Origin of the sequence: Actinoplanes sp. NPDC051513 (assembly GCF_044454685.1) — a bacterium.
GTDB lineage: Bacteria > Actinomycetota > Actinomycetes > Mycobacteriales > Micromonosporaceae > Actinoplanes.
This window is the reverse complement of the sequence record NZ_JBITDW010000007.1, coordinates 85,231-96,496: the sequence shown is the minus strand read 5'-3', so window position 1 is coordinate 96,496 and position 11,266 is coordinate 85,231. Positions and strand designations below refer to the sequence as shown.

Annotated in this window: 13 protein-coding genes; 9 read left to right on the top strand and 4 right to left on the bottom strand. The window is 68.2% G+C overall.

Annotated features, from left to right (window positions below; genetic code table 11):
• Nucleotides 1-8 precede the first annotated feature (8 nt).
• The 7 genes from ACIA5D_RS23440 to ACIA5D_RS23410 all read left to right on the top strand — a co-directional run bounded on the left by ACIA5D_RS23440 (nt 9) and on the right by ACIA5D_RS23410 (nt 5,349).
• Complete coding sequence (locus ACIA5D_RS23440) at nt 9-341, top strand: hypothetical protein (protein ID WP_396032288.1); 333 nt, start codon at nt 9-11, stop codon at nt 339-341.
• 76 nt (nt 342-417) lie between these two features.
• Entirely contained in the window at nt 418-1,326 is a 909-nt protein-coding gene (locus ACIA5D_RS23435) for a JmjC domain-containing protein (RefSeq protein ID WP_396032287.1), read from the top strand.
• 79 nt (nt 1,327-1,405) lie between these two features.
• Entirely contained in the window at nt 1,406-1,885 is a 480-nt protein-coding gene (locus tag ACIA5D_RS23430; protein WP_396032286.1) for a hypothetical protein, read from the top strand.
• 18 nt (nt 1,886-1,903) lie between these two features.
• Entirely contained in the window at nt 1,904-2,704 is an 801-nt protein-coding gene (locus ACIA5D_RS23425) for a phosphotransferase (protein WP_396032285.1), read from the top strand.
• A 101-nt stretch (nt 2,705-2,805) separates the two neighbouring features.
• A complete protein-coding gene (locus ACIA5D_RS23420) occupies nt 2,806-4,665 on the top strand; it encodes a primary-amine oxidase (RefSeq protein WP_396032284.1) in 1,860 nt (619 codons plus the stop codon).
• A 165-nt stretch (nt 4,666-4,830) separates the two neighbouring features.
• Nucleotides 4,831-5,130, top strand: a complete 300-nt coding sequence (locus ACIA5D_RS23415; protein WP_396032283.1) for a hypothetical protein — start codon at nt 4,831-4,833, stop codon at nt 5,128-5,130.
• 3 nt (nt 5,131-5,133) lie between these two features.
• Nucleotides 5,134-5,349, top strand: a complete 216-nt coding sequence (locus ACIA5D_RS23410) for a hypothetical protein (RefSeq protein ID WP_396032282.1) — start codon at nt 5,134-5,136, stop codon at nt 5,347-5,349.
• 9 nt (nt 5,350-5,358) lie between these two features.
• Here the strand turns inward: ACIA5D_RS23410 and ACIA5D_RS23405 are convergent, their stop codons facing one another.
• Complete coding sequence (locus ACIA5D_RS23405) at nt 5,359-6,651, bottom strand: RICIN domain-containing protein (RefSeq protein ID WP_396032281.1); 1,293 nt, start codon at nt 6,649-6,651, stop codon at nt 5,359-5,361.
• Between the two features lie 107 nt (nt 6,652-6,758).
• On the bottom strand, nt 6,759-7,772 hold the full coding sequence (locus tag ACIA5D_RS23400) for a LacI family DNA-binding transcriptional regulator (protein ID WP_396032280.1): 1,014 nt from the start codon (nt 7,770-7,772) through the stop codon (nt 6,759-6,761).
• A gap of 101 nt (nt 7,773-7,873) precedes the next feature.
• Here ACIA5D_RS23400 and ACIA5D_RS23395 point away from each other — a divergent pair, with 101 nt between their 5' ends.
• On the top strand, nt 7,874-9,781 hold the full coding sequence (locus tag ACIA5D_RS23395) for a discoidin domain-containing protein (RefSeq protein WP_396032279.1): 1,908 nt from the start codon (nt 7,874-7,876) through the stop codon (nt 9,779-9,781).
• Here the strand turns inward: ACIA5D_RS23395 and ACIA5D_RS23390 are convergent.
• A complete protein-coding gene (locus ACIA5D_RS23390) occupies nt 9,778-10,467 on the bottom strand; it encodes an SDR family oxidoreductase (RefSeq protein ID WP_396032278.1) in 690 nt (229 codons plus the stop codon). The genes ACIA5D_RS23395 and ACIA5D_RS23390 overlap by 4 nt on opposite strands.
• 59 nt (nt 10,468-10,526) lie before the next feature.
• Here ACIA5D_RS23390 and ACIA5D_RS23385 point away from each other — a divergent pair, with 59 nt between their 5' ends.
• Complete coding sequence (locus ACIA5D_RS23385) at nt 10,527-10,895, top strand: MerR family transcriptional regulator (RefSeq protein ID WP_396032277.1); 369 nt, start codon at nt 10,527-10,529, stop codon at nt 10,893-10,895.
• Here the strand turns inward: ACIA5D_RS23385 and ACIA5D_RS23380 are convergent.
• A complete protein-coding gene (locus ACIA5D_RS23380; protein WP_396032276.1) occupies nt 10,892-11,245 on the bottom strand; it encodes a cupin domain-containing protein in 354 nt (117 codons plus the stop codon). The two genes, ACIA5D_RS23385 and ACIA5D_RS23380, sit on opposite strands and share 4 nt — an antisense overlap.
• Between the last annotated feature and the right edge of the window lie 21 nt (nt 11,246-11,266).

Genomic DNA, 11,266 nt, shown 5'->3' with positions numbered 1-11,266 from the left:
GTTTCCGCATGATTGTTGATCATTCGGAATGTGTGAAGGTTCGCGGCACCGAATTTCGCCACGCCGCGCGGGGAGAGCTTATGGAAGAGAACGCTTATTATTCGATCTCGGCTGAGCGCCTGCTCGGCGACGCTCAAGCGACTCTGGACGAACACGTCACGTCGAGCGCAACCGGCGCCTGTCTGGCGTGCGGCTCACCGGGGCCGTGTTGGCGACGCGAGAGCGCGGTGGCGATCCTCTCGCGAAGTCTGCGACTGCCGGTCCGGCTGCCGGGTGCCAGCCGACCTGAGCTGGTCAACGCTCGTCGTGTCACGGTCTCGTCGCTCCCACTCGCGCGCTAGCGGCGTTTGTCGATGGTGGTCGACGAGCCTGAGGCGGCGCGGCCTTCCCCGCCGCCTCAGGTAACAGGAGGACTTGATGTCTCTCAGGATGTTGTTCAATGACGCCTATCTCAGCGGTCTGATGCGCGAGTGGCCTACGAAGCCCGCGATCCATGAGCTTCCGGCGGAGTCCAAGCTTCCGCTGATCATCAACGCAGAAGTGCTCGACCGTTACGTCGACAGCTGCGCTATGCCCGCCGACAAGGTCATCGTCATCATGTCTGGCGCTGCACTGCACCCTCGCGCGTACACGACGGCCGGCGACCTCGACCCGGCGAAGGTCGGGAATTGGCGTGGCCGTGGATACAGCCTCCAACTTCGCAACATCAACCGCTGGTATCCGCCGCTGCACGCGATGTGCTCAGCGATCCAGGGGGAAACCGGGTACGGCTGCTACGTCGCCGGCTTCGTCAGCCCAGCGGGGGCGCAGGGCCTGAACCATCATTGGGACCAGAGCAGCGTTTTCGTCTACCAGGTGGTCGGCCGCAAGACTTGGCAGATCTGGAAGCCGGTCGTCGAGGAACCCCATCGTGACTACCTGGCCTCCAACGCCCCGCCGGGCCGCGAAGTCGTCAACCGGCTGAAGGCCGCTGGTCCTGACCACGAGTTCGACCTTCGCGCGGGACAGGTTCTCGTGCTGCCCCGAGGCTGCATGCATAGCCCACACACGCGTGGTCAAGAGGACCAGAGCATCCATCTGACCTTCGTGATGCGCGAACGCACCGGCCATTGGATCGGCGAGAAGCTGGCCCAGGCCGCGATCAGGTCGGCTCCGCTCCGGCGTGTGATCCCACCCGACCGCGTTGTTGACCTTGCCGCCTTTGCCGAGCAGATCGACGAGGCGCGAACCCTCTTGGTGAAGTGGCTGGCCTCGGTCGACGACGTGGCCCTTGCCGCCGAGCTGCTCGAGGCAGCCCGCACCGAACCGGACGTCGACTATGTCTGAGGCGTCAATGACTGATCCGTTCATACGGGATTCCACCGACGCGCCAGGCGTCGGCGATCCATAGATCCGAGGAGGAGTCGTGACCGTCACGACCGCTATGCCGGTGCAGACCGGCAAAGACCCCCAGTCCCTCGTCGACCCGGAGACCTTCGACAAGCTCGCCCGCTTCTTCGCCGCCCGCCAGGAAGTCAGCCAGCACTACGCCGAGCGGGCGCTCGGTCAGTTCCTGATCTTCCTCAAAGCGCACGCCGACGGGCTCCGCAACGACCCCGCGTTCGGGATGCTCCTGCCGACCGGCGAGTCCTACCGCGTCGTCCCGACGGCCCCGATCGACGCCGTCTGGCACGCCTGCCTGCAGAACACCGAGCCCTACGCCGCTGCCTGCGACGCGATCGCGGGGGACTTCGTGCACCACCGCCCGATCCTGACCGAGGCCATGCAGAACGGCACCGCGAAGCAGTACACGATGAAGGCGCTGGCCGAAACCGGCTACGCCATCGACATGGAATTCTGGGACGGCGAGGCGGAGTCCTGCTGCCCGCCGAACCCGGGCGTCTGAAAGGGCCCAAGAGAGCCGATGCGCATCGACTGGACAGCTCTACCGGAAGCCGTCACGAAGGAGATAGCTGACAGAATCGGCGGATCTCACGCCATCCCCGCCATGCACGGCGACCATGCGGAAATCGCCGCAACGGTCACCGGAACCGCGGGGAAGGTGTTCGTGAAGGCGGCCCACACTGATCTGGGCGTCCGGTCACTGCGCTACGAACTGCTGGTGGGTGAGGCACTCGAGCCGCCTCACTCACCAGCGATTCAATGGCATTTCGAGACCGGCGGCTGGCTGGTGGCCGGCTTCGAACAGCTCGACGGCCCCCACGCCGACCTGTCGCCAAGCAGCCCCGATCTTGACCTGCTCGCCGCAGCCATATACGACCTGAACAGGTCGTCGCCGCCGGATCTACCCCTGTTCAACCCGTTGGCCCGACTCGGATTTTCCCACCCAACAATGGACGGCGATACGCTCGTCCACACCGACCTCAACCCCGCCAACCTGATCGTGACCAGCGGCAGCCTACGGATTGTCGACTGGGCGTATGCGACGAAGGCAGCACCATGGGTCGAACTGGCCCTGCTCGTCCAATGGCTCATCGGCAGCGGTCACACTCCCGGCCAAGCCGAGGACTGGCTGGCCCGGTTCCCGGCTTGGGATACAGCCGGCATCGAAGCACTGGACCACTTCGCCATCCGGAATGCGGCAAAGTGGTCCGCCAAGGCGAAGACCAGCCCCGATCCGTGGGTGCACGACCTCGCCGCTTGGACCGGCCTATGGGCGCAGCACCGGCCACAACCGACGAGCGCGAGCAGGTCACCCCACTAGGAGCCCTTCAAATCCCCACTGATGGGCTTTGATCTCTGGTCGGCGAAACAATCCGGCGGTAGGTTGACGCAGCTCAACCGACCACTCTGGAGGAACGTCGCATGAGTCCGCATCCTCTCTCCCGGCTCACCGCAGACGAGATCGACGCCGCCCGCTCGCTGCTCGAGAACGCCGGCGCGCTCGCCGAGAGCACGCGTTTCGCCTACCTCGGGCTCGTCGAGCCGGACAAGCGCCCGGTGCTGGCCGGCGAGGCCGTGCCGCGCGAGGTGCGGGTGCTGTTGCTCGACCGGGCAACCGGTCTCGGCCGGGACTGCCGGATCGACCTCACCGCCGGCGCGATCGTCTCGATCGACGAGCTCGACCCGGCCGGCGGCCAGCTGCCGATCCTCGACGAGGAGTTCATGGTCATCGAGGAGATCCTGGCCGAGTCGCCGGAGTGGCTGGCCGCCCTCGAGAAGCGCGGCCTGCCGGTCGAGGAGGTGCGCGCCTGTCCGCTGTCGGCCGGGAGCTTCGGCTACGAGAACGAGGCGGGGCGGCGGATGATCCGGGTGCTGGCATTCCACCAGCCGGATCCGAAAGAGCTCGTGTGGGCGTACCCGATCGATGGTCTTGTCGCCTATGTGGACCTGACTGAGCGCATCGCGCTGGCCGTGCACGACCACGAGCAGCACCCGATCCCGCGCGAGAAGGCCGAGTGGGAGACGCCGCCGCGCGAGACCCTCCGGACCATCGAGATCACGCAGCCGGACGGCCCCAGCTTCAGCGTCGAGGACGACGTGGTGACCTGGGAGAAGTGGCAGCTGCGGATCGGCTTCGACATGCGCGAGGGGCTGATCCTCAACCAGGTCTCGTTCGACGGCCGGCCGATCGTCTACCGCGCCTCGATCGCCGAGATGGTAGTGCCCTACGCCGACCCGTCCCCGGCCCGCTTCTGGCAGAACTATTTCGACACCGGCGAGTACCTGTTCGCGCGGTACACCAACCCGCTGGAGCTGGGCTGCGACTGCCTCGGCGAGATCCACTACTTCGACGCGACGCTGGTCGACGAGCTCGGCGCGCCGCGGGTCATCCCGAACGCGATCTGCATGCACGAGGAGGACTACGGGGTGCTGTGGAAGCACACCGACCTCTTCAACGAGATGTCCGAGACCCGCCGCCAGCGCCGCCTGGTCGTCTCGTTCTTCGTGACGATCGGCAACTACGACTACGGCTTCTACTGGTACCTGTACCTCGACGGGACGATCCAGCTCGAGGCCAAGGCGACCGGGGTGGTCTTCACGTCCGCCTATCCAGGAGCGGGCTATCCGTACGCGACGGAGATCGCCCCCGGTCTCGGCGCGCCGTTCCACCAGCATCTCTTCTCGGCCCGCCTGGACATGACCGTGGACGGCGTGCGCAACGCGGTCGACGAGATCGACGCGGTGCGGGTGCCGGTCGGCCCGGACAACCCGTACGGCAACGCGTTCGCCCGCCGGGTCACCCGGCTCGCGTCCGAGTCCGCGGGGCAGCGGCTCGCCGACCCGGCGGCCGGCCGGGTCTGGCAGGTCGTCAACCCCGAGGTCACCAACCGGCTCGGCCAGCCGGTCGGTTACGCGCTGCACCCGGCCGGGCTGCCGCTGCTGCTCGCCGACGAATCGTCGTCCATCCATGCCCGCGCGGCCTTCGCCACCCGGCACCTCTGGGTCACCCGGTACTCGCCGGACGAGCGCTACCCCGCCGGTGATCTGGTCAACCAGAGCCCGGCCGGCGCGGGGCTGCCGGCCTGGACGGCGGCCGACCGATCGATCGACGGCGAGGACATCGTCCTCTGGCACACGTTCGGCCTGACCCACTTCCCGCGGACCGAGGACTGGCCGATCATGCCAGTCGACTACGCCGGGTTCACGCTCAAGCCGTCCGGCTTCTTCGACCGCAACCCCGCTCTCGACGTCCCGAAATCCACGGCCCGGCACTGCCACTGACCTGATGTCGCTTCTTTAAAGCCTGCTGTTCACGCGCTGTGCGTCGGCTGTGTACGGAAGGCCGCCACGGTATGGGGCGCGCGATGATCTCTCCAGCGCGCCCCTCTAGGAGACCTCGTGGCAGCAGCGCGCTTTCGGATCCTTCGGCACCGGTTGGACGGCTCGATGAGCTGGCGGTTGCTGGCCACCAACAACCGTGACCTGGCCCGGGCCCCCATCGCCTATCCGGATGCCCAATCTTGCCAGGCGGCCGTGCTCCGGCTCCAGCGCGAAATCGCCGACCTGCGGGTCGTCATCGTCCGCGCCGGCCCGTCCTCATGGAGCTGGCGGATCATGGCGGGGGAGGCCGTCGTCGCCGTCTCCAGCCGCGACTATCAAAGGCGCATACAGGCCGAGCAAGCTGCAACGATAGCCCTCGATCTGATCCCCGCCGCCGAGATCGTGGGGCTCGACCCGCGCCGGTGAGCGTTGCACACCTTCTCGTCCGTTCCCGCGCCAAACCATGGCGCGCATTCGTCCGTCGTTAACCGAACCCCGGGTCTGCCGAAAGGCGGGCAATGCGCGTTCTTCCTGGCCGAGCAGGGCACGCCCGGGCACATCGTGGAGCACGGGCCGACCGACAAAATCTTCAACGAGCCGATCGACCCGCGCACCGCGGACTACGTCAACGGACGCTTCGGTTGAGCTATACCGCTATTGCAGCTTGAAGCTCTGCGCGCCGGTGCCGTTGCAGGAGTACTGCACGAGCTGAACGCCGTCGGCCGTGCTCGCGGCCGGCACGTCCAGGCACTTGCCGCTGTTGCGGTTGACGAGGTGGTAGTAGCCGTTGCCCTCGGCCACGGCCTGCCACTGCTGGTTGGCGCCGCCGCCGTACGTCCAGGTCTGGATCTTCGCGTTGTCCGCGGCGGACACGCCGGTCACGTCCAGCGCCTGGGCGCTGTTGCCGCGGTTGTTGACCCGCGCGAAGCCGCCGCCGGTGGGGACGAGCTGGTACTGCTGGGCCGTGCTGCCGTTGCAGGCGTACTGCTGGATCGCGGTGCCGTTGACGGTGCCGGCCGCCTTGGCGTCGACGCACTTCCCGCTGTTCTTGTTGACGAGCGAGTACCAGGTGTTCGGATCCGGTCCGGTCGGCGGAGTCGTGGTGGGGGGACTTGTCGGATTTGCCGGGCTGCCAACCAGCCACAGCAATCCGTTGATCAGCCACTGGTTCTGCTGAGCGCTCTCGAACGTCGAGGACGTGCGGGTGTTGGTGTCGTAGTTCATGCCGTTGTGGCCGAAGTTGGCGTACAGCATCTTGTAGTTCTTGTTCGTCCACATGATCGGGTAGTAGCCGCTGCGCCACTGCTGGTTGGGGTCGGTGCCCACCGGGAAGGTGGACGCGTCGAGCGACGCCAGGATGTCGATGTTGGAGTTCTGCCGCAGGTCGTTGCTCCACGAGTACCACTCGGAGACCGACGACTGGATCGTGGCCGGCAGCCCCGCGGTCGACGGGTGGTTCCGGTCCTCGATCTTCAGTGTCTCGGCGGTCGGCCCCCAGGTGTTGGAGACGAAGTTCCCCGAGCCGAGGAACGTGTTGTAGTACCAGCTCCAGTCGCTCGCGCTGGTGGTGAACGCGCTGACGTGGAAGCCCAGGAAGCCCCCGCCGTTCTGCACGTACTGCTGGAACGCGGCCCGCCGCTCGGCCGGCGGCCCGTCGTCGAGAAACATGATCACCTGATACCCGGCCAGCCCCGAGGCGCTGAGCCGGCTCCAGTCGGTGGTGGCCTCCCAGCTGAAGCCGTACTGCGCGCCGGCCTTCGGGAACCAGTCCTTGGCTTCCTTGTCGAAATCGATGTGCGCGGCGTCCCACGTGCCGTTGTAGAACGCGAGCACCTTGAAGGTCGCCGCCGCGGCCGCTTCGGCCGTGTGCACGGCCAGCCCGGTGGCCGCCACCGTGAGCAGGGCAATTGTCGCCACGAGGGCGCGTCGGAACAGTCTTCTCGCCACGATCCGATACCTCTGGGGATGAGAGCGGTAGGGGACGCGGCGCCGCTGGCTCACATCCTCAGGCATCGATGTGTGCCCCCACAAGGCTCCCGAGGCTAATAGTTAATCTAACTATCGATACTAGGGGCCGGGCCGGTGGAGTCGCGGACTATCAGCTCCGTCGCCAGCTCCAGGTGCAGCGCGTCGAGGCGGTGGCGGTTGAGCAGGCGTAGCAGCAGGCTCACGGCGATGCGCCCCATCTCCTGCAGCGGCTGGCGGACCGTGGTCAGCGTCGGCCGGGTGGCCTGGGCCAGGTCGATGTCGTCGAAGCCCGCGATCGACAGGTCCTCCGGTACGCGCAGGCCGCGCTGGGCGGCCGCGGCCAGGGCGCCGGAGGCGGCCTTGTCGTTGAAGCCCAGCAGCGCGGTGGGGCGGTCGGGCAGGTCGAGCAGGTGCTGGGCGGCCTCGTAGCCGAAACGGACCGTGGGCTCGCCGGGCAGCGCCAGGGCGGGGTCGGGCAGCACGCCCGCGTCGGCAAGCGCGGACACGTGGCCGGCTCGCCGGGCGGTGCTGGCCAGCCAGTTGTCCGGACCGGCGATCAGGCCGATCCGGCGATGGCCGAGCCCGGTCAGGTGGCCGGTGAGGCTGCGGGCGCCGGCGAAGTGGGCGGCCGAGACGGCGGCGATGTCGCGCGGGACCGTCTCGCGCGGGTCGACCACCACGAACGGGAAGCCCGCCTCCTGCAGGGCGACCAGCTCGGCGCCGGGCTCGGGCGGCAGCACGACGATCGCCCCGGCTATGCCGGCGCGGGTGGCCAGCGTGGGCAGCACGTCGTGCTCCTGGGTGGCCTCGCCGGCGTTGAGGACCAGCTGGCGGTCGTGCAGGTCGAGCGTCTCGGCGATGGAGGAGACGATCAGTCCGAAGTAGTCGGTGAGCAGGTAGGGGCAGCGCAGGAAGATCGCGCCGCTCCCGGCGGGCCGTCGGCCGGACGCCCGGCCGCCGAGCCGCTCGATGGTGCGGTGGACCAGGTCGCGGGTCTCCGGCGCGACGTGGGCCTGCTCGTTGAGCACGCGGGAGACGGTCGCGATCGAGACCCCGGCGTGCGCCGCGATGTCCCGGACCGTTACCCGGCCTTGTTTCATGACCGAAGCATAGACATTGACGTTCGCCGAGCCTGATGGTTACCTACCCCTTAGCAGAAACGTTTCGGTGTTGTTTCAGCTTGTTACATCGGGAGACGCCCATGGCCAGCTTCGGAACCGCCGCTTTGACCGCCCTTCTCCTCGCCGCCGCGCCCGTTCCCGCGGCCGCCCACGAGTCCAGCCGCACCGCCCACGAGCCCAGCCACACCGCCCACGTATGGCTCAGCTCGCCGGGCGGGACGTATCGCCTGACCGATGCCGGCACTGTTGCCTTCGGAAAGGCGACCGACACCTCGACGCCGACGATCGTCGTCGACCCGAATCGGGAATTTCAGACGATGACCGGTTTCGGGGCGTCGATCACCGACTCCTCGGCGGCGGTCCTCTACCGGTTCGACAGCGACGCCAGGTCCGCCGTCATGGCCGATCTGTTCGGGCGGGACCGGATCAACTTCCTGCGGCAGCCGATCGGGGCCTCCGACTTCACCGACGAGCCGGCCTACACCTACGACGACGTGCCGGCCGGGCAGACCGACTACATGCTGCGGCGCTTCAGCATCGCGCACGACAAGGCACAGATCCTGCCGCTGCTGCGCGAGGCCGCCCGGCGAAATCCCGAGCTCGAGATCATGGGTACGCCGTGGTCGCCGCCCGCCTGGATGAAGACCAACGGGTCGCTGATCGGGGGACGGCTCATCGACTCGCCGGCGATCTACCGGGCGTACGCGGCCTATCTCTTGAAGTTCGTGCAGGCGTACCAGAAGGAAGGCGTCCGCGTCGACTACCTGAGCGTGCAGAACGAGCCGCAGAACCGGGCGCCGAGCGGGTACCCCGGCATGGATCTGCCGTCCTGGCAGGCCGCCAAGGTGATCGAGCAGCTCGGCCCGATGCTGCGCGTCAACCACCTCGACACCAAGATCCTCGGGTACGACCACAACTGGTCCGAGCACCCCAACGACGCGGCCAACACCCCGCCCGACGAGGTCGCCGACATCGACCACTACCCGCAGGAGCTGCTGGAGTCGCCGGCCGCCCGCTGGATCGCCGGCACCGCGTACCACTGCTACTACGGCGACCCCAGCGCCATGACCGCGCTGCACAACGAGTTCCCGCGCTCGGACATCTACTTCACCGAGTGCTCCGGCAGCCAGTCGGGCGACCCGGCCAACACGTTCTCCGACACGCTCAAGTGGCACGCCCGGAACCTGATCATCGGGAACACCCGGAACTGGGCGAAGACGGTCGTGAACTGGAACCTCGCGCTCGACGAGACCAACGGGCCGCACACCGGCGGCTGCGGCACCTGCACCGGCGTGGTCACCGTCGACCAGGCCGGAAACGTCACCCGCAACGCCGAGTACTACACGCTCGGCCACCTCGCCCGCTTCGTCCGGCCCGGCGCGACCCGGGTGGCGAGCACGTCGTTCGGCACCACCGGCTGGAACGGCCAGGTCATGGACGTGGCGTTCGTCAACCCCGACGGCAGCACGGTCCTGGTCGCGCACAACGAGAACGACAACCCGCAGGCCGTCGCGGTCCGTTTCGGCGACCGGCAGTTCAGCTACACGCTGCCGGGCGGCGCGCTCGCCACGTTCGTCTGGCGCGGCCACAGCGACGACCGGCCGATCGCGCCCACCGGCTGGACGGCCACCGCCTCGGTCGCTTCCCCGGCCGACGTGCCGGCCAACGCGGTCGACGACGACGCCAGCACCCGCTTCAGCACCGGCGCGGGTCAGGAGCCGGGCCAGTACCTGCAGATAGACCTGGGCAAGGTGCAGCGGATCGGCCGGATCGTCTTCGACACCGGCGCCTCGACCGGCGACTACCCGCGGGGCTACACGATCACCGCGTCGACCGACGGCACTACCTGGGGGCCGATGCGGTCGGTCGGCGCGGGTCAGTTCGCTACCGGTGACCTGCGCGGTCACCCGGTCCGCTACGTCCGCCTCACCCTGACCGCGGCGTCCGGCAGCTGGTGGTCGGTGGCCGACGTGCGCGCCTACCGCTAGATGGAGGTGTAGAACCGGCTCGGGTCGTCGGCGAGTGAGGCCTTCACCGTGGCGCTCCACTCGTCGGCCACGACCTCGAGCCGGTTCTGCTCGATCCCGTCGAGCGCGGCGGCCACCACCGTGGCCGGCGCCGTCTTGGGGCCCTCGTACCAGGCCATCATGTCGGTGTCGGCCGCTCCCAGGTGCAGGGCGGTGACGAGCGTCTTCTGGGTGGCCAGCTCCAGGCGTACGCCGTTGGTCAGATTCCATTCCGCGGCCTTGGCCGCGCCGTAACCGCCGGCGCCGTCGTAGGCGAACCAGGAGAGCGCCGACAGCACGTTGAGGATCGCGCCGCCGGAAAGGGAGGGCGCGAACGCCCGGATCATCCGGAGCGTGCCCCAGAAGTGCGTGTCCATCTCCCGCCGCAGCAGGTCGAGGTCGCCGCTCACGAGGTTCGCGCCGGTCGAGATGCCGGCATTGTTGATCAGCAGGGTGACGTCGGAGGCGGCGCGTGCGGCGGCCGCCACCGAGTCGGGGTCGGTGATGTCCAGCGGCAGCACCTCGGCGCCGGGGATGTCGACCTTTCCGGCCGAGCGGGCCGTGGCGTAGACCTTCGTGGCGCCGCGGGCGAGGAGCTGGGTGGCGAACTCGCGGCCGAGACCGCGGTTGGCCCCGGTGACCAGGGCGATTGATCCGGAAATCTGCATGCCGGTTACGCTAGAACCTGACGTTGACGTCAGAGGCAAGTGTGGCGACGGAGGTCACTATGCGCATCGGTGAACTGGCCGCCAAGGCGGGCGTGAGCGTCCGGGCGCTGCGCTACTACGAGGAGCAGGGCCTGCTGATGAGCGACCGCAGCGGCAGCGGCCAGCGAATCTACGTGTCGGCGGCGGTCGACCGGGTGCAGCTCATCCAGCACCTGTACGCGGCCGGCCTGACCAGCCGCACGATCGCCGAGCTGCTCCCCTGCGTCGACGCCAAGGTCAGCACCCCTGAGTCGCGAGCCCGCCTGCAGGAGGAACGCAACCGCATAGATCAGCAAATTTCAGAGCTGACGCGTACGCGCGACCGCCTCGACGCCGTCATCGAGCTCACCCGCAGCCCGGCCCGGAGCGGCTGCGAGATCAAAGACTAGGCAATGTAGAGCTTCCGCAGCGGCGAGGTGACTTCCCACGTGGTCGACGTTCCCGCGGTCAGCCGCACAAGATCACCGGCGCCGACCTGAAAGGCGGACGAGCCCACGGTGATGGTCGCCGAGCCCGTCAGCACGAGAAACACCTCGTCGATCTCGACGTCCCGCACCGCGCCGACGCTCATCTCCCAGACGCCGACCTCGACGCCCGAGTCCCCGAGCGTGGTGATCGCCGTGGTGCCGAGCGTCGGCGCGCCCGACACCACGTCGGCGGCGTCCGCGGCGGTGTGCTTGACCGCCACGTCGGCCAGCCGGAAGACCTCGACGCCGTCCGAGACAGGAGCGATATCCATGGCTCGAACGATATCCGGCGG